The following is a 19,113-nucleotide window of genomic DNA, read 5'->3' on the forward strand; positions in this document are numbered from 1 at the left end:
TCCTCACAGGTCGAGAACCAGAACCGGCGTTTTCGCCCGCGAGCAGCACAGGGTAATCTGACGGTTCCCGGCTTTTTCTTCCGCCGTCAGGACGCTATCCCGGTGCTCAGGAATGCCGTCGATAACGTCGGTAATACAGGAGCCGCAGATCCCCTGCTCGCAGGAGAGCATGACCTCGACGTTGGCGTGCAATAATACCTCGGCGATGGTTTGTTCCGGCGCAACCTGCAGGCGCTGGCCGGTTGACGCCAGCTCAATATAAAAACCTTTATTCTCCACATCATGATTCAGCCCGCCGGAGGTAAAACGTTCAAATGAGAATTGCGAGGCCTGCCAGCCATATATTGGCATCATATCCTGTAGCCGCTGAATAAAGCCGTCCGGGCCGCAGGCAATGACCGCCGTATCGACGTCAGGCGCGGTTAAACAGGCGGGGATCTCCCGGCGCAAAGAGTCACCCTCGTCGCTGCAATGGATAACGATCTTTCCCGTCGCAGAGAGCCGCTCCAGCCGCGCGGCAAAGGCCACGTGACGGGCGGTGGAGACATAATAATGTATTTCAAAATCAATATGTTGCCGTGCTATCTCTTCAGCCATCGCCAGCAGAGGAGTGATACCGATGCCGCCGGCCAGCAGCAGGTAACGTCCGGCTGCCGGCAGTGGAAAATGGTTGCGTGGACGGGAGATGGTGAGTCGGTCGCCGGGCTTAAGCGCATGATGCAAATAGCGGGAGCCGCCGGAGGAGATATCTCCGAGCTTGACGCAGACTTCATAACTCTGGCGGTGGTCAGGCATCCCGCAGAGGGAATATTGCCGCGGGCCGACGCCCGGAATCATAATATCGATATGGGCTCCCGCAGAATAGCCGGGTAATATTTTCCCGCCTTCGGGAATAAATTTTAATGACAGATTACTCTGCCCGTTCAGGCTTATTTCCTTGACCGATACAGGAATCAGATCGCCGTCTTTCATTAACGTTTACCATCCCATATTAAGCTGTCTGCAGGGCGGCCTGAGTCAGCGAAGGGAGAAAATGCCCTGCGCCGTAGGCTGTCCGCCAGGTGAGTTAATTGGTGAAACGATTGTTTCTCCGCTATGAATGCTACGGTATTGTGATAAAACTGTTGCGTCCAGAGCTTTGATTCGCACAACCCGTTGCAAAAAAGAGAGCACCCAGACCATGTTTGCATTCTCCCGTTTTCTGCTGTATTTCACCGAAGTGGCCCGTCAGGGGTCGTTTCGTAAAGCGTCAGAGGCGCTGCATGTCTCGGCGTCTTCCATCGATCGTCAGATTTTGCGCGTCGAAAATGAGCTGGCGATGCCGCTATTCGAGCGCCATCCGACGGGACTGCGCCTGACGGCCGCCGGGGAGCTGCTCCTGCACGCGGCAAATAACTGGAAAAAGGACTTTACCCGGGTGTGCGAGCAGCTGGATGACCTGCGCGGGCTGCGGCGCGGGCATGTGCGCATCGCCACTATCGATGCCATTAACCGGCATTTCTTTTCGGCGATGCTGAAGGAGGTGCATAACCATTACCCCAACATTTCGTTTACATTAACCACCATGAACAATATCAACATCCAGCAGGCGCTGATCTCGGGCGAGGCGGATTTTGGTATCATGCTCAACCCCCAAAGTTCCCGCGAACTGCAGGTCCGGGCCTTTGCCGAAATGAATATCGGGATCGTGGTGCCCAAAGGCCACCCGTTGGAAAGCCGCAGCACCGTACGATTTAATCAGTGCATCGAGTACCCGTTTATCATTCCTTCCGCGCCGCTGATGATCAGCGAGCCGGTGGAAGCGCTGGTGAATATCAGCGGCAATGAGGTTAGGGAAGTGGCTGTTTCTAATAACATTCATATGATAAGAACCCTGATAAAAGAGCAGATGGGAATCGGTATTTTGTGTCGTCTTGATATTCTGGATGAGATTCAGTCCGGCCAGCTGGCGTTTATTCCGTTGACCGATCCGCAGCTTAAACCCTTCACGCTGGCGCTGTGCGTATCCCCCGCCCGGCAGCTGTCGCTGGCTGCCTCCATGATGCTCAAGCAGCTGGAAATTCTCTTCAGTCAGATTTGATACCCGGCACTAAAACAATCCACTAATGCACCATTATGGTGCGCTTTGTGTGTTGATGAATCAAAGGTTGCATAAGCGGGTCGCTGGAACAGCGCATTCCTGCGGGGGGGTCGTGAGATGACGGATGCCGATCGTACCTGGCATCGTTTTTGTATAACGGAATATGAGTAGAAGCGGTCAGTACGATTTATCCGTACGGGACATTGCTCAGTAACCATTTCGCGGTTCAACGTTGACCGGGGTGGGAGGCTGAGCCGTTGTCCGCTCGTCCTCTTTCCCGGCGTTATGAGGAGAGGGGCAATGAAAATACGTTCACGCACTCCCTGGGGCTACCGTGTGCTGGGTCTGGTGGCCCTGAGCGGTATGTCTCTGGCCGTTGAGGCCGAGGAGAAAATTGTTTTGCTGACCTCCTGGTACGCCCAGGCGGAGCAGGGCGGCTATTATCAGGCGCAGGCGACGGGGATCTACAAAAAATATGGCCTGGAGGTCGACATTCGCTCCGGAGGCCCCCAGGTTAACGGCATGCAGCTGCTGCTATCAAAACGGGCGGACGTTATTATCGGCTACGATCTGCAGCTGCTGGAAGGCATTCAGCGGGGATTCCAGGCCAAAGCCATTGCTGCTCCCTTTCAGTATGATCCCCAGGGACTGCTGACCCATACCGATGTCGCTTCACTGGAGGGACTGAAAGGGAAAACCATTCTGGTCTCCAGCTCCGGTCAGGCAACGTGGTGGCCGTGGCTGAAGGGGCAGTATCAACTGAATGATGCCCAGGCCCGACCCTATACCTTCAATATTCAACCCTTTGTCGCGGATGACAACGTCGCCCAGCAAGCCTACGTCAGTTCCGAGGTTTTCCAGGTGCAAAAGGCGGGCGTGAAATCAAACTTCTTCCTGTTTTCCGAACACGGCTATCCCCCCTACGGCGGCATTCTGATTGCCCGTCCGGAAACCATCGCCGACCGTAACGCGGCGCTGGCAAAGTTTGTCCGCGCGTCGATGGAAGGCTGGGTGAGCTACCTGAACAACCCGGCCCCGGGAAATGCGTTGATTAAAAAAGATAACCCCAAAATGACCGACGATCTGCTGGCCTGGGCCGTCACGCAAATCCGCCAGCATCATCTGATTGATGGCGGCGACGCCGCCAGCGAGGGCTGGGGGACGATGACGGAAACGCGCTGGCGGAAGACCCGTGATTTTATGGTCAGCGCCAACCTGCTGGATGCCGCTACCGACTGGAAGCAGGCCTATACCACCGAGTTTGTGCAGACTATGCAGATTAAACCCTGAGGAGTGACGCTATGTCATTAGTGATTAAAAACGCGCATGCCATTCTCAGCGGTCTCCCGGGGGATGCCGCGCGGCTGGCCGGGCCGGATATCCGTATCCACGATGGCGTTATCGCCGCCATCGGTTCGCTGGCGGCGCTGCCGGAGGAGCGACAGATCGATGCCCGGGACTGCGTGGTCTATCCGGCATGGGTGAATACGCATCACCATCTGTTCCAGTCGCTGTTAAAGGGCGAGCCTCAGGGGCTGAATCAGAGCCTGACGGCATGGCTGAGCGCCACGCCGTACCGGTTTCGCGCCGCGTTCGATGAGCACACTTTCCGTCTGGCGGTACGCGTCGGGCTGGTGGAGCTGCTGCGATCGGGATGCGCCACCGTCGCGGATCACAACTATTTATACTGGCCCGATATGCCCTTCGATACCTCGGAGATTGTATTTAGCGAAGGCGAGGCGCTGGGCATGCGCATTGTTCTGTGTCGCGGAGGCGCAACCCAGGGGCGGGCCGTTGAGCAGGATCTGCCGGTCGCGCTGCGTCCTGAAACCTTCGATGGCTATATGGCGGATATTGAACGGCTAGTCAAACGCTATCACCGCCCTGACGCCGGTTCCCTGCGGAGGGTGGTGATGGCGCCCACCACCGTGCTGCATTCTGCACCGGGCGCTCAGCTGCGGGAGATGGCCAAACTGGCTCGTCACCTGGGCATTCGGCTGCACAGCCATTTGTCGGAAACCGTGGATTATCTGGATGCCGCGCGGGAGAAGTTCGCGATGACGCCGGTCCAGTTCTGCGCCGAACACGACTGGCTGGGAAATGACGTGTGGTTTGCTCATCTGGTGAAGCTGTTGCCGGAAGAGATCGCGCTGCTTGGGCAAACCGGCACCGGCATCGCCCATTGTCCGCAAAGCAACGGGCGGTTGGGAAGCGGGATCGCGGATTTGCTGGCGCTGGAAAAGGCCGGGGTGCCGGTATCGCTGGGCGTGGACGGCGCCGCCTCCAATGAAGCGGCGGATATGCAAAGCGAAGCCCATGCTGCATGGCTGTTGCAACGAGCGCGTAAGGGCATGCTGGCGCAGCCGCGCTACGCTGGCGGTACCTTTGAGGGCGGTGCTGACGCCGCCACGGTGGAGGATGTGGTGCGCTGGGGAAGCGCGGGCGGCGCACACATCCTCGGCTTGCCGCAGTGCGGCACCATCAGCGTCGGGATGCAGGCGGATTTAGCGATTTATCGCCTCGACGATCCGCGCTACTTCGGGCTGCACGATATCGCGATTGGCCCGGTGGCCTGCGGCGGTCGGGCCTCCCTGAAAGCGCTGCTGCTCAATGGCCGGCCGATCGTTGAGGAGGATGTGATCCCCGGCGTGGATCTTGACGCCATGCGTCGCGACGCGCTGGCGGCGGTACGAACCCTACAACAGCGGGCGGCTGTTTAAACCCAATACAGGACAATCATAATGACGCAATCTGTTCAAAATCAGGGCTATGCATTACAGGAACTGGAGAAAGAGGCGCTGATGGGCGCGCCGGGGGAAGAGACATTTACCCGCGAAGTGCGCTGTATCGATCTCTCAAATTTTGAGGAGAGGAAAAGTGAGATTGCCGATCGGCTATGGGAGGCGGCAGTGGAGATTGGCTTCTTTCAGGTCAGTCATCACGGTATTCCGCTGGCGGAAATTCGCCAGGCATTCAGCATGACCGAGGCGTTTTTCGCCCTGCCCGATGAGGTGAAAGGGCAGTATCCGCTGGCCCGCAATGCCGGTTGGGAAAGCAAGGCGCAGGTCCGGCCATCGACGAAGACCCCGGATCAAAAAGAGTCGTACCAGATTACCCGTCCGCTGATGGCGGGGCTGTGGCCCAGCGACCAGCAGCTCCCGGCGTTCAGAAAGACGATGCTGGAGTTTGAATCCCGGTGCTGGCAGCTGGGGATGAAGCTGCTGTCATGCTTTGCCCTTAAGCTGGGATTTGCGGAGTCGTTTTTCACCACCGCTCACGATCCGGATCGTGAGACCTACCAGAGCACATTGCGTATGCTGCACTACTACGCCAGCGAGCGGGCGCAGCAGGGGATGTGGCGCGCCGGCGCCCATACGGATTTTGACTGCCTGACGCTGTTGTTCCAGCGTCCGGGGCAGGGCGGTCTGCAGGTGTGTCCGGGTAAGGACCGCGAGAGCCAGCAGTGGACCAGCATTGAGCCTCGCGAGGAGGTGATCACCTGTAATATCGGCGATATGCTGATGCGCTGGAGCGACGACCAGCTCCCCTCGAACTTCCACCGGGTGAGAAGCCCGCTTGCCCATGAGTATCAGGGACCGCGCTATAGCCTGGCGTTTTTCTGTCAGGCCAATAAAGATGTCGAGATCCTCGGGCCGCAGGCGAAATACCCGCCGATTACCGCAGAGGCCTATCTGCAGCAGCGTATCCAGGCCAATTTTGCCAAAGGATAGACTTTCCCGACGGCTGGCGTTGCGCGGCTTTTTCTGAAACGGGCATCCCGTAAAATCCCACGCCGCGGCATGGGATTTTACGGTCATCAATAGCGGATATTCGCAAAAGAACAATTTCATAGCGCTGTTCAATTTAATCGTCTGAACAGTAGCCAGTTAGTGAGTGCCTCTCTTTTATTTGGCCATCGTTGTGCCCGGATTATATTATCGCATGCCGATGAATGTTAATTAATATAATAAAAACAGAAGCAACGTAATCACCGCATTAACAATTCTCATACAACTCATTTTTTGTTTGTGAGCGGTTTCATCATTTTAAAATGCTAAATAGGGTATGGTTTAACGGCATTTGACTTGAGGTGGTGGATATCATGAAAAATAAATACAAATTACACGAATTTCTTGATGTTGACCGTTTGCAAACGCTGCAGGACAATTTTAGTCAATCGATGATGATTGCGCTGGTGGTGGTCGACCAGGACGGTATTCCGGTCACCCAGGCGAGCGGTTTCTCCGATTTTTGCGCCCGATCAAGAATGAATGCCACCCTGGCCCGCCACTGCTATGACAGCGACAGCGCCGGAGGGCGGGCGGCAATGCTCGCCGGTGAACCGGTGGTCTATCGCTGCTACTGCGGTTTTGTCGAATTTGCGGTACCCATTATGATTAATGGTCATTACCTCGGCGCGTTTATTTCAGGGCAGGTCAAGGTCGAGGCGGAGAAAGAGCAAACGATCCCCTATATCCTCGACAATAATCATCTGTGGCAAGAGAATCCCTGGCTTATCAATCTGCATGAAAATACGCCGCGGATGCCCTACGATCGCTTTGAATCGACGGCCTACACGCTGCTGCACGTTGCCTCTTATCTGGTCGAGCAGGCCCATGCCAACAACATCCAGCGTGAGCTGCGGCAAAAAGAGCAGGAGCTAACCAGCGAACTGCGTAAACGCGTGGAGATCGAACGTTCATTACATGAGGCCGAGTTCAAGGCGCTGTCTTACCAGATTAACCCCCACTTTTTGTTTAATGTGCTGAATACGATCGGTCGGCTGGCGTTTCTCGAAGATGCCAGCCGTACGGAAACGATGGTGCATGACTTTTCCGATATGATGCGCTATTTACTGCGCAAAAATAATAATGGTCTGATTACCCTTGGCCGCGAAATGAATTATGTCAATTGCTATATGGCCATTCAAAAAGTCAGAATGAATGAACGTTTTGACTATGTTTGCGATATTCCTGAAAAATATAATGAAACGGTTTGTCCTTTTTTAATTCTTCAGCCGCTGGTGGAGAACTTTTTTAATTATGTTGTCGAGCCGCGTGAAACCAAAAGCCACATCATTCTCCGGGCTACCGATGATGGTAAAGATGTCATTATCGAGATAGCCGATAACGGAGATGGCATTTCACCCGAGGATATTGAACATATTCTCTCTGGCAACCAGAATCGACAGAAAGGCGGGATCGGCATTAATAATATCAACAATCGCCTGCAGCTGTTATTTGGTGAAAGCTATGGTTTGCAGATTGCCAGTCCCCATAAGCCGATGCTCGGCACCACGGTAAAACTCCGGTTCCCGATGGCGCCAGCTGAGTCTGGAGTGTGAGAATGTATAACATTGTTATTGTCGAAGATGAGTATATTGAGTCGGAATCGCTCAAGCGGATCGTCTCTCGCTGCGTGGAGAATTCTGTCATTCATGAGGCGTCGACGGGGAAAAAGGCTATTCAGCTTATCGATGAACTGAATCAAATCGATATGATGCTGGTGGATATCAACATTCCGCTGCCCAATGGCAATCAGGTTATTGAGTATCTCAAGCAGAAAAACACGCAAACCAAAGTGATCGTCACGACGGCAAACGACGACTTTGACATTGTGCGCCATATGCTGAGCCTGAAAGTGGATGACTATCTGCTAAAACCGGTTAAGCAGAGTATTCTCAGCGATACGATCCGCAAAACCTTGCTGGTGGATGAACAGGGGGCTGTCGCGACGCGGGAGCAGCGGCAGACGATAAGCGATCTGATGGGCAACTGTGATTATCCCGGCTGGCACACCTGGTTGTTCGGTATTCTTGATGCGGCCTGCGCGCAACACATGTCTGATAACGATGGGGCGAAAAGGCTGACCGATGTCCTGGAATTGCTCCAGCAGCATCTTGCCGGGCTCGGCGATAAATATATCCCGTGTCGGCAAAAAAATAGCGATCTGATCCATAGCATTCATCAGCACGGTCTGGGCACCGGCCGCTACTGGCCGGTGATGGTAGGGTTATTCAATCTCAGCCACGCGATCTTTGAGCAGCTGTTTAAAAGCGCCAGCGGCAGCATGGATTTTGTCGCCAGAGCCCGTTTCCATATTGAAAAAAACATGCTTAACAACATGACGCTGGATGATATTGCCGCGGAGTCCTTCGTCAGTCCGTGCTATCTGAGTCGGGCGTTTAAAAAGAGTACCGGCAGCGGGTTCTCCAGTTACATTACCAGCCGAAAAATCAATATCGCCAAATCTCTTCTGCACTACAGCGATCTCAAAGTGAATACTATTGCGCTGGAACTCTCCTGGCAGGATGCGAACTATTTTTGTCGGATCTTCAAGAAAGAGACCGGCATTGCGCCATCCGATTATCGCCGTATCGCCTCGCCCGAGGCGGGCTGATTGTCACCCGGTCTTTTTTGCGCTTGCCCCAGCGTAAGCGCAAGAAAGTCCGCTATCCCGGCAAGATTGTTTACTCGTCGCCGCGCCGCGCGCCGCTAAGATGGGACACGATTCTTTATACAGTGGCGCTGCCGTGGATGAATACCTCTTTACTTCTGAATCCGTTGCCGAAGGGCATCCGGATAAGATGGCGGACCAGATTTCTGACGCCATTCTCGATGCCTGTTTACTCAAAGATCCGTGGGCCAAAGTGGCCTGCGAGTGCCTGGTCAAAACCGGGGCGGTGATTGTGGCCGGGGAGATATCGACCGATGCCTGTATCGATCTTGAGCAGATTGTGCGGGCGACGGTGAAATCTGTCGGCTACGACCATTCATCGAAAGGCTTTGATGGCGCAACCTGTGCGGTTATCAGCATGCTGGGCCGGCAATCTGACGATATTGCTAACGGGATCCGCGCCCGCGATCCGGCCTCGCTGGGGGCCGGCGATCAGGGAATAACCTTCGGCTATGCGTGCGATGAAACGCCGCAGCTCATGCCTGCTCCTGTTCTCTATGCCCATCGGCTGATGGCGCGCCAGGCGCAGCTGCGTAAAACGCGCCAGCTGGATGGGCTATTACCGGATGCCAAGAGCCAGGTGACGCTGCGTTATGGCGGCGGACGGATCCATTATGCTGACACCATCGTGGTCTCCACGCAGCATCGCGCCGACCTTCCGCTGGCGACGCTGCGGGAAGCGGTGATGGAAGAGATGATTAAACCGGTTATTCCGGCACGCTGGCTGACCCCCGCTACCCGGCTGCTGATTAATCCAGCGGGGCCGTTTATCAACGGTGGGCCCGCTGCGGATTGCGGCCTGACCGGGCGCAAAATCATTGTCGATACCTATGGCGGCGCAGCGCGCCACGGCGGCGGGGCGTTTTCCGGTAAAGATCCGTCGAAGGTCGATCGTTCGGCGGCCTATGCCGCGCGCTACGTGGCAAAAAATATCGTTGCCGCCGGGCTGGCGACGCGATGCGAAGTCCAGCTGGCCTGGGCCATCGGTCTTTCCCGACCGGTTTCGGTCGCCATCAATACTTTTGGGACTTCCCGTCTGTCGGCGAACCAGCTGACGCAGCTGGTCGACCGTCATTTTGACCTCAGCGTTTATGGCATTATCCGCCAGCTTGATTTGCTGGCGCCGCGCTATCGCCAGACGGCCTGCTACGGCCATTTTGGTCGGGAAGTCTTCCCCTGGGAACGCACTGATAAGGCGCCGCGGTTGCGTGACGATGCCGCCGGTCAGCTGTGCGCGTCGGTGTGTACCCCCTTGCATGAAAAATAACAGGAGAGAGATATGTCCGGGCAGAGCTTAGGCTTAATTGAAACCGTTGGCTTAACGGTGGCGGTAGAGGCCGCTGATGCCGCAATAAAATCGGCGAATGTCGAACTGGTCGGCTATGAGCTGACCAAGGGCAGCGGGCTGGTGACCATCAAATTAACCGGTGAGGTTGGCGCCATGAACGCCGCCGTCTCCGCCGGGGTTGCCGCCGCTAGCCGGGTCGGGCAGGTCTACGCCTGGAAAGTCATTGCGCGTACCGCTACCGGGATTGATAGCCTGATTGCCTCATCACAAACGTGCGGCACGCCTCCTGAACCGACAGCGCCTGCCGCCGCGGAAGTTCCTGACGCGACGATAGCGGTGGTCAATATTACGTCTCCCGTACAGTCCGCCTCCTGCCTGGCTTTTGAGGAGAGCCCGGGCGTTGAGTTGCCGGCGTCGCTGGCGGCGGAACCTGACCCGGCGCTGGTTCAGCCGGTGGGCGCAGAGGCTGAACCTCAGAATGAGTCGGCGGTTCAGGCTACTCAGGAGGAGAAAAAAACGGCACGGACCCGGGCGAAGAACACCCGGCGCTAGCCGCTGTCATTTCAGTTAAGCCACCTGCGGGTTAATGCGGGTCACGTCAAGGTGACCCGCATTTTTTTGCTTTATCGCAGGCCAGGACGATACCGGTAAACGGTGGCTGGCGCGAAAATACGAAACCTCTGGCTTAACCGCGACCTTGAGGGCTGCCTCGCCTGCAGACGTGTTGAAAACCTGACAGCGCCGCATAAAAAACCGGCCATCTCTTTGAAATGGCGGATACTTACCCCTCTGCCGGATCGGTCAGCTGATCCTTAAACGATCGGCATTAACCTGCAGGTGGCTTTTTTGTTGCTGCGCGCCAGGAGATGACGCGAGCGAGAGATGAGCAACCGGGCTCTGCCCGGATGCGCGGCTAAGAATCGGATGAGGTGCCTGGGGGGAGGAGGAGCAGGTGACACGAGCAGAAAAGGGGCGTTTGTGGAGCACTCCGCCACAATGTGTTGCGCTGGCGGAGTGCGGGCGCATCGGGTCAATCAGGATAGCGGATGACTCACCGTCTCCGCGGCGGCTTTGGCGGCGGGGAGATGGCGCCCGATACCGTAGCGGTAGATCGCCGCGCCCAGGATTCCACCGATGACCGGCGCAATCAAAGGTACGAGGAAGTAGGGAATCTCTCTGCCACCGGTCATGGCGACGGAGCCCCAGCCGTTCAGAAACGTAAACAGTTTTGGACCAAAATCGCGAGCCGGGTTCATGGCAAATCCGGTTAGCGGGGCGGTCGCCGCACCGATGACTGCCACCAGCAGGCCGATCAGCAGCGGCGCAAGCGGCCCTTTTGGCACCCCGTTGCCATCGTCGGTCAGCGCCATAATCAAGCCAATCAGCATCGAAGTAATGACAATTTCCACCAGCGCCGCGAGCCAGACGCTGATGCTTGCCGCCGGATAGGTCGAAAAGATGCTGGCCAGATACAGGCTGTCCTGGCTGCCGCGCACCATCTGGTGGGCCTGTTCATAGTCGGCGAACAGATTGTGGTACAGCAGATAGGTCAGAGCGGCACCGCAAAATGCGCCGGCCATTTGCGCCAGGATATAAGGCGCTACTTTCTTCGCCTCAAAGCGGGCGAACATCCATAAGGCGATGGTGACCGCCGGGTTAAGATGAGCGCCGGAGATCCCTGCCGTCAGGTAGACCGCCAGCGCAATACCCAGCCCCCACACAATGCAGATTTCCCAAAGACCGAAGCTGGCGCCGGCCAGTTTTGCCGCACACAGCACGCTGGTGCCGAAAAACATAAACAATCCGGTACCAAGAAATTCTGCAATACACTGTCCGGTTACTGATTCACGAGAGTCACTCATAGTTTTTTTCCTGTATTAAGCGATGCGCTATGCCATCTCTTAACGATTGGGGTACAAGGGATAAGAGCGCGAAATCTTTTTTTTGTGTTGTCAGGATTAGCCGCCGATATGGCAATGAAATCCCATCGATTCAACGATTTTTTTCAGGCTGGCCATTTTGTCTTCGGAGTGCGAACCGGCATCGCCCATGGGATAAATACGGCCCAGCAGGGTATATTTATTTTCGCCAAAGGTGTGATAAGGCAGTAGGTGAATCGTGTCCACTCCAGACATCAGGCGGGCAAATTCAGCAATGCTGCGAATCTCCTCCGGGCTGTCGTTAACGCCGGGAATCACCGGGATGCGCACAATAACGTGAGTGATAAAGGAGATCCGAATCAGGTTTTCCAGAATCGTACGGTTATCAACACCCGTATTAAGTTGATGAATAGTCGGGTTCACGGCCTTAATATCCGTTAATGCCAGATCGACCCACGGAAAGACGTCCTCAATCACCGCTTTGCTGGTCATTCCCGTCGTTTCCATCGCCGTGTGCCAGCCTTTGGCCTTACAGGCTTTCAGGAGCTCGCGAGCAAACACCGGCTGCGCCAGCGGTTCACCGCCTGAGAGGGTAATTCCGCCGCCGGAGCGTCGAAATAAGTTCTCTTCTTTCTGCAGCTCACGGATCACCTCGCTGACGGTCATACGTTTGCCTTTCATTTCCAGCGCCTGAGTCGGGCAAACCGCGGTGCATTGGCCGCACTGAATACAGCGTTCGCGGTCGATAAAGAACGGATTGCCCGGAGAAAGCGCCCGCTGCGGACAGACCTCCACGCATTTTCCGCAGCGGATACAGTCGCTTTTTTTATAGATTAACTCGGGCTGCGGGCGCTGTGATTCCGGGTTGCTGCACCACTTACAGGCCAGCGGACAGCCTTTAAAAAAGGGGATCGTGCGGATGCCGGGGCCATCATGCAGGGAGTAGCGTTGAATATTGAATAACACGCCTTCGGTATCGTATTCGACTCTGTTCATAACATCACTCGTCAACAAAGCGACCACCAGGCAACAGCAAGTCAGCCGCTAAAATCGGGTCTGATAAAGGGCCATACGTTGCCGTATGGCCCTGGCAGGTCAGGCAAAATCAGAATTGCTGTTCGGTGCGGCTGATGATGTCATCCTGGACTTCTTTCGCCAGTACCACGAACTGCGCGCTATAGCCCGCAACGCGAACCACCAGGTCCTGATGCTGCTGCGGATTTTTCTGCGCCTCCAGCAACGTGTTGCGATCGATAACGTTAAACTGTACGTGCATCCCTTTCTTATCGAAGTAGTTACGCACCAGACCGCCAAAGTTTCGCAGACCCTTTTCCCCCGCCAGCGAGGAGGGCAGGAATTTCTGGTTGTAGAGCGTTCCGTTCGAGGCGATAAAGTGATCCAGTTTGGCTACCGAGTTGGCTGCGGCGGTCGGGCCGAGGGTATCTTTCCCCTGGCGCGGCGATACGCCGTCGGCAAGCGGCTCTTTCGCCAGGCGACCGTCCGGCAGGGCGCTCACATCTTTACCAAACAGCACGTTCGCCGACACCGGATAGATACCGGCCTGGAAACGTCCGCCGCGTGGGTTGGTGTACTTCTCCACTTCCTGACAGTAGATCAGCGCGCATTGGCGGGCGACAAGATCCACGTCGTCGATGTCGTTACCAAAACACGGCGTATTTTCCAGAATATGGCGAATCTCTTCATAACGCGGATTGCCTGCCGATGGGGCCGGACTGGTGCTGGCGAGCTGACGATAGACTTCGTTTTTAATCTCTGCCGGGTTCAGCGAGCCGTGCCGGTCGATAATGCGTTTGACCACTTCGTAAATATCCTGCTCGCCGAGAGAGGATTTTGCCGCCGCGCTATGCGCGGTGCCGCCGACCGGGTAGCCGAAGTTGGCGTCCAGCGCGCCCTTCAGTTCCTGGAGCGTCAGGCGGCGATCCTCAAACACCTGTTTTTGGATGGCGTAGACGGAGTCGCCGGTATCGGCAATGCCGAACGCCTGTGGGCCGGTAAAGTTGTAAATCGCGCCGCCTTCCTGCAGGGATTTACCACGGCCAATGCAGTCATCGACCAGAGCGGACAGGAACGGCAGAGGGCAGCGTTCGCCGTGGGCGATGTCGACGCTGTTGCACGCTTCGACCAGCTGGTGCACAAAGTGCGCCATCTGTTTTTTGAAGGCCGCATAGAAGTCATCCATGCTGGTGTACTGGGTCATCTCACCGGTCATCGGGCCAAGCTGTTTGTTTCCTGAGCGGCCGTTGTTAAGGGTAATCTCCAGGACCTTCGCGACGTTGAAGAACGCCGCGTCGTGCCAGCCTTCGGTGCGATGTGGCGCCTGCGGCTCCACGCAGCCAATGATGCAATAGTCGCGGGCATCATGCAGCGAGACGCCGCGGTTTTGCAGCGCCGGGATAATCACTTCATCGTTGTACATGGCCGGTACGCCAAGTCCCAGACGGACCAGCTCGCAGGCGCGATAGAGAAACTCATCCGGCGTGCCTTGCCAGACGCGAATCGAGAAAGAGGGCTGCGGCAAACGCACGTGGGCCGTGGCTTCCATGCACATGTAGGTTAACGGGTTGGTGGCATCACGGCCGTCTTCCGTCTGACCGCCGACGCACAGGTTCTGGAACACGGCGTAGCCGGCGAAGGCCTGGGCAGAAACCTCATCGCGGGTTTTGTTGATATCGTTTAGCTTGATCCAGCAGCAGTCCACCAGCTCCTGGGCAAATTCGCTGCTGATGGCGGTATCTGCCGCCAGATACGGATACATGTACTGATCGAAACGGCCGGGAGAAATTGAGTGGCCGCTGGATTCAATCTGCAGCATGCTCTGAATAAACCAGAAGGTCTGGCAGGCTTCCCAGAAGGTTGTCGCGCCATATTCCGGCACGCGGGTACAGTTGCTGGCAATCTGTTCCAGCTCGCGCTGACGGGTTGGGTCGCGTTCTTCACGGGCAAGGCGCGAGGCTTCCTGCGCGTAGCGATGGGCGAAATTGATTGCCGCCTGATAGCTCAGAATAACGGCGTTGTAGAACTGCTCTTTTTTGATGTAATCGGGGGTGCTGCGATCGAGTTTCTCCAGCGCGCGGGTGACTTCATCGATGATCCCGCGAAAGCCGATTTTCAGTACCTTGCCATAGTCGACGCTGACGTGTCCGACACCGCCGAAGAAGTAGTTGCCGACGGTGAAAACGCCGTTGCCCATGCTCTCTTTTGTCCCTTCGGACATATAGGAGGCGGCGAGCGAACTGGTGGTTTTACCCGGCCAGTATTTAAAGGCCTGGTGGAGCTCATCGGCGGTTTTTTTCTCAATGATGAACGGGTCGGCAACGCGGTGCGCCATGGTGTCGAACTCTTTTTCGACCCAGTCATAAGAGAATTCAGGACAAATTTCTGTCGAACGTGGATTAATCGTGACGGCGCCGACGATTAACTCGTCAGGGCGAATAGTGACCGGCAGTTCGTTAAATATTTTCTCAACGACTTTTGCCCGCCGCATAATAGCGGGAAGCTGCTCATTTTCTTTATATGCCTCGGTTGCCAGCACCGCACGTTCAGATTCTACATACGGTTTAGCATGCAGAATCATATTTTTGAGTCTTACTACACGATCGGTCGGATGAGTAAAGCCTTTCTCTAACATACAATAACTCCCGAAATGATATAAGCGTGGGGTTTTTCCACACCTGAGTTTTTTTACCTGACGGTAGGGCCGGGTACGCTAGCTAATAGTGTTGCTGCCGATTAAACTAATAAATTGACGTAATATTTCCGGGTGCGCCATCCAGGTCGTCGCGGTGACAAGATTGCCGTCATGTACCGCCTCGTGGTCTGCGGCGCTCACCCAGATGCCGCCAGCCATTTCAACTTCAGGCTTTAAGGTGAAATATCCCGTCAGCGTTTTGCCTTTTAATATGCCGGCAGCAACCAGAATTTGTGGTCCATGACATATAGCGGCAATCGGTAGCGCAATATTATTGGCACAGTGGATGATATTTAATACCATCCGGTTGAGACGTAAATATTCCGGAGCGCGGCCGCCGGCAAGATATATTCCACAATATTCCTGTATCCTGACTTCATCAAAAGAGGCGGTTAAGCGGAACAGATGGCCCGGTTTTTCGCTATAGGTTTGATCGCCCTCAAAATCATGAATCGCGGTCTTTATATATTCCCCACAGCGTTTCCCGGGGCACACCACATCCACTCTGAAACCTAACATGCTTAATGCCTGCCATGGCACCATGACTTCATAGTCTTCAGAGAAATCGCCTGCCAGAAGCAAAATTCTTTTCATAAGCGAACTCTCAGAACGTACTGTCATCATCCTCAATAATACGCATGGCTTCATTCACTGCGGCGATCTCGCCGAACAGCGCCAGCGTCGTGATATGCTGCGGACAGCTGCCAAAGATCTCCGATACCGCAACATGTGCGCTTTTACTTGCCAGATCGGCGTAAAAGTACAGATCCGGTACCGGCAACATAATCAACCCGATAGCGTCGATGCGGATACTTTCCAGCCGGTTGCGAGATTCCGAAGGCATCCGCCTTTTCAGCATGGCGAGCGTTTCCGGCGTCGGCGCGTTGATAATGCGTTTTTTCATGATCGAGTCAGCCATCCTGCTTCAGTCAACGAATATTGAGCGCTTCAACCATCACGCAGCGACGGTGCCTGGCGTAGGAGCGTGCTGAGGTCAGGCCTTCACCGGTCGGACCGGCAATGGTAAATGTCGCATGTCCTTCGCCGCCAACGCCCAACCCGGCATATGACGGGCCATTTTTGACAAAAATAGTGGTCTGGATCAGCCGCGCCATTTTGGTCAGTTTTTCAACGTTGGTAGAGTGCATCATGGCCGTGTGACGATGACCATGTTCAACTTTCACCGCCAGATCGATCGCTTCATCGACGTTCTCCACTCTGACCACCGGCAAAACCGGCATCATAAGTTCGTGCAGCACGAATGGATGGTCACGTTCGGTTTCAATCAGGATAACTTTGATCTCCTCCGGCACGCTGATACCGATTTGCTGCAGAATGTAGCGCGCATCTTTCCCCACCAATGCGGTACTCGGGCCGTTTCCTTTTTCATTCAGCACCAGCGCCTGTAACTGCTGAATATGTTGTTTGTCGCACAGCAGCCAGGCGCCGCTTTTTTTCATGCAGTGGATGAGATAGTCCGCCACTTCATTGACGACAATGACCTCTTTTTCCGCCACGCAGGGGAGGTTGTTATCGAAGCTGCAGCCGTTGATGATATCGCGGGCGGCTTTCTCGATATTGGCGGTTTCATCAACCACAACGGGAGGATTGCCCGCGCCGGCGCCAATCGCTTTCTTACCGGACGACATCACGGTTTTCACTATCGCCGGCCCGCCGGTGGCGACCAGCATATTGATACGCGCGTCGCCGATTAAGGCATTGGTGTTGTCAATCGACGGGCTGGCGACCGTGACCACCAGACTGGCGGGGGCGCCAAGTCGGGCCAGCTGTTGATTGATTAGCGTGACGCAGTACAACGACACCTGGCGCGAACGCGGATGCGGGCTAAAGACCACGGCGTTGCCGGCGGCCAGCATACCGAGAGTATTGTTGATAATGGTCTCGGTCGGATTGGTGGTCGGGGTGATCGAACCAATGACGCCATAGGCGGAGTATTCGGTCAGCGTCAGGCCGCCATCTCCGCTGATTGCGGCGGTGATGAGATCTTCAACTCCTGGGGTTTTTTGCGCGGCAACGCGGTTTTTCACCATCTTGTCGGCATAATTTCCCATTCCGGTCTCTTCCACCGCCATGGTCGAGAGCGCGTGCAAAATCTCTTCCTGCAGGAAAAACTGGCGAATGCCGTCAACAAAGCGGGCGCGATCCTGCATTGAGCAGTGGCGATACTGGATGTACGCCTGCTGTGCCGCGGTAATCGCGGCATCCATGGTGGCAAAAACACCGTCACCGGCGCTCCCGTCGACAGGCGCTGCGGGAGCGGCTCCGGCCTGGCTTGCCAGTACGCTGGCCACAATCGCGTCGATGCTGCCGCGATCGAACGGTGTGGCGGCTGCCGGCGCAGGCTGTTCGGGCGCTGGTGCCGTCGTTTTGGTATATTTACTCAGCACGCGGGAGACGGCCTGAGTAATATCAAGATCGTTCATGCTGTATCTTCCTTACTTCGCTTCGCTCGTGGGTGCCACCATCAAATGTACGGCGTCGTGGTCGATTTGATCGGCGCCGGATCGAGCGTAGCCAGCAGCTGTTTCCCGACGTCTCTGGCGGCGATGACCGCCTGGCGTACCGCGCCGGAATCACCGGCAAACGTGAAGATCACTTCGTTACTGAAGCTGGTGCCGTGCGCCGGGCTGGCGTAACCCACCGGCTCGATGACGGCGGCTTTGGCTGCGGCGTCGGCGACTACCACGCCAATCGCCGCCGGTGAAGCGCAGGTCATGCCGAAAGATTTACCCAGCGGGGCACCGAAGGCTTTATTGAGCGCGCTGCTGGCGCGGGCGGTGTACTGGAACTCCAGATGACCGGCCGGCGAGCCATAAACATCGCCCATGGTGCGTTGAATTTCGCCCAACGCGACTTCAACCGCGCGACGAACATCGGAGACATCGGAGGCGCCGAAAATGATCAGGCAACCATGCCCACCGCCGCCCTCGGTATCGCGAGCCAGCTCAATAGAGAGAATTTCACTGTTGGTGGCTTTAATGGCCTCATCCGCGGCAAATATATGCGGGCCGGCCCCGGTCCGGGCGCCAAGAATACCGATAGAGCGATATTTCTTGTCGATATTCATGACTTCATGTAATTGATGATCAACATTGGCAATAACTAATCCAATGGTATGCCCGAGGGCCGTTCCGACAAATTCAGTTAAACCGCAACCGATAAAGCTGGCCGGCGTTTTATTATTTGCGCGATCATCAGTCTGTTTGTGCATTACTTCAGATATAATCTGCTCAACAAGATTATCTCTCATGGTCGGTATCCTCTGGCTTTATTAACTGACAGCTTTCGGCAGGATTTTTTCCACTTCAATATGTGGGCGCGGAATCACATGTACGGAGACCAGTTCACCGACTTTACCTGCCGCCGCTGAGCCTGCGTCCGTTGCCGCTTTGACTGCGCCGACGTCGCCGCGCACCATGACGGTAACCAACCCGGAACCAATTTTTTCATAACCGACCAGGGTGACGTTAGCGGATTTAACCATGGTATCTGCGGCTTCAATTGCGGAAACCAGACCTTTTGTTTCAACCATACCTAATGCTTCTTGTTGCATAACGACCTCAATATTTCCAGGTGAGAGTAAAAGCAAGTTATGAATTAACCGATAAAGGTTGAGTTCATAGACTTAATAAATTCATGCACTACGATGTTATTGCGTCAGAGACAAAATGTTTTGCCC

At 55.5% G+C, this 19,113-nt stretch carries 17 protein-coding genes; 8 read left to right on the plus strand and 9 right to left on the minus strand.

Going from position 1 to position 19,113, the window contains the following annotated elements:
- Positions 1–3 precede the first annotated feature (3 nt).
- Positions 4–972, minus strand: coding sequence for a PDR/VanB family oxidoreductase (locus DSD31_RS09995; RefSeq protein ID WP_064358979.1), 969 nt, complete (start codon positions 970–972; stop codon positions 4–6).
- 208 nt (positions 973–1,180) lie between these two features.
- Between DSD31_RS09995 and DSD31_RS10005 the strand changes: the two genes are divergently transcribed.
- From DSD31_RS10005 to DSD31_RS10040, 8 genes are all read left to right on the plus strand, one after another.
- Positions 1,181–2,080 (plus strand): LysR family transcriptional regulator, encoded by a 900-nt coding sequence (locus tag DSD31_RS10005; RefSeq protein WP_004863639.1) that lies wholly within the window; start codon positions 1,181–1,183, stop codon positions 2,078–2,080.
- Between the two features lie 300 nt (positions 2,081–2,380).
- On the plus strand, positions 2,381–3,370 hold the full coding sequence (locus tag DSD31_RS10010; protein WP_004863635.1) for an ABC transporter substrate-binding protein: 990 nt from the start codon (positions 2,381–2,383) through the stop codon (positions 3,368–3,370).
- Between the two features lie 11 nt (positions 3,371–3,381).
- Positions 3,382–4,800: an amidohydrolase family protein gene (locus DSD31_RS10015; protein WP_048025098.1), complete on the plus strand. Its 1,419-nt coding sequence runs from the start codon at positions 3,382–3,384 to the stop codon at positions 4,798–4,800.
- Positions 4,801–4,821: 21 nt separating this feature from the next.
- Positions 4,822–5,811 carry an isopenicillin N synthase family dioxygenase gene (locus tag DSD31_RS10020; protein ID WP_004863630.1) on the plus strand — a complete coding sequence of 330 codons (990 nt, stop codon included), beginning with the start codon at positions 4,822–4,824 and terminating at the stop codon, positions 5,809–5,811.
- 371 nt (positions 5,812–6,182) lie between these two features.
- Positions 6,183–7,424, plus strand: a complete 1,242-nt coding sequence (locus DSD31_RS10025) for a sensor histidine kinase (protein ID WP_004863628.1) — start codon at positions 6,183–6,185, stop codon at positions 7,422–7,424.
- A gap of 2 nt (positions 7,425–7,426) precedes the next feature.
- Positions 7,427–8,479: a response regulator gene (locus DSD31_RS10030; RefSeq protein ID WP_004863625.1), complete on the plus strand. Its 1,053-nt coding sequence runs from the start codon at positions 7,427–7,429 to the stop codon at positions 8,477–8,479.
- Between the two features lie 100 nt (positions 8,480–8,579).
- On the plus strand, positions 8,580–9,803 hold the full coding sequence (gene metK, locus DSD31_RS10035; RefSeq protein ID WP_099144284.1) for a methionine adenosyltransferase: 1,224 nt from the start codon (positions 8,580–8,582) through the stop codon (positions 9,801–9,803).
- Positions 9,804–9,815: 12 nt separating this feature from the next.
- Positions 9,816–10,376, plus strand: coding sequence for a BMC domain-containing protein (locus DSD31_RS10040; RefSeq protein ID WP_104896810.1), 561 nt, complete (start codon positions 9,816–9,818; stop codon positions 10,374–10,376).
- Positions 10,377–10,858: 482 nt separating this feature from the next.
- Here DSD31_RS10040 and DSD31_RS10045 read toward each other — a convergent pair whose 3' ends face one another.
- The 8 genes from DSD31_RS10045 to grpH all read right to left on the minus strand — a co-directional run bounded on the left by DSD31_RS10045 (position 10,859) and on the right by grpH (position 18,987).
- Positions 10,859–11,686: an MIP/aquaporin family protein gene (locus DSD31_RS10045; protein ID WP_004863618.1), complete on the minus strand. Its 828-nt coding sequence runs from the start codon at positions 11,684–11,686 to the stop codon at positions 10,859–10,861.
- Between the two features lie 96 nt (positions 11,687–11,782).
- Entirely contained in the window at positions 11,783–12,700 is a 918-nt protein-coding gene (locus tag DSD31_RS10050; protein WP_004863616.1) for a glycyl-radical enzyme activating protein, read from the minus strand.
- Positions 12,701–12,809: 109 nt separating this feature from the next.
- Entirely contained in the window at positions 12,810–15,353 is a 2,544-nt protein-coding gene (gene grpM, locus DSD31_RS10055) for a glycyl radical diol dehydratase GrpM (protein WP_113991016.1), read from the minus strand.
- A 78-nt stretch (positions 15,354–15,431) separates the two neighbouring features.
- Positions 15,432–16,007 (minus strand): DJ-1/PfpI family protein, encoded by a 576-nt coding sequence (locus DSD31_RS10060; RefSeq protein WP_004863606.1) that lies wholly within the window; start codon positions 16,005–16,007, stop codon positions 15,432–15,434.
- A 10-nt stretch (positions 16,008–16,017) separates the two neighbouring features.
- Complete coding sequence (locus DSD31_RS10065; RefSeq protein WP_004863604.1) at positions 16,018–16,317, minus strand: hypothetical protein; 300 nt, start codon at positions 16,315–16,317, stop codon at positions 16,018–16,020.
- A 25-nt stretch (positions 16,318–16,342) separates the two neighbouring features.
- Positions 16,343–17,857 carry an aldehyde dehydrogenase family protein gene (locus DSD31_RS10070; RefSeq protein ID WP_004863602.1) on the minus strand — a complete coding sequence of 505 codons (1,515 nt, stop codon included), beginning with the start codon at positions 17,855–17,857 and terminating at the stop codon, positions 16,343–16,345.
- Between the two features lie 41 nt (positions 17,858–17,898).
- Positions 17,899–18,684 carry a propanediol utilization microcompartment protein PduB gene (gene pduB / locus DSD31_RS10075; protein ID WP_015584072.1) on the minus strand — a complete coding sequence of 262 codons (786 nt, stop codon included), beginning with the start codon at positions 18,682–18,684 and terminating at the stop codon, positions 17,899–17,901.
- Positions 18,685–18,705: 21 nt separating this feature from the next.
- Positions 18,706–18,987 carry a propanediol utilization system shell hexameric protein GrpH gene (gene grpH, locus DSD31_RS10080; RefSeq protein ID WP_004863596.1) on the minus strand — a complete coding sequence of 94 codons (282 nt, stop codon included), beginning with the start codon at positions 18,985–18,987 and terminating at the stop codon, positions 18,706–18,708.
- Between the last annotated feature and the right edge of the window lie 126 nt (positions 18,988–19,113).

The sequence above is a fragment of the Klebsiella sp. X13 genome (genome assembly GCF_003323835.1).
In the GTDB taxonomy this organism is placed as follows: Bacteria; Pseudomonadota; Gammaproteobacteria; order Enterobacterales; family Enterobacteriaceae; genus Klebsiella; species Klebsiella ornithinolytica.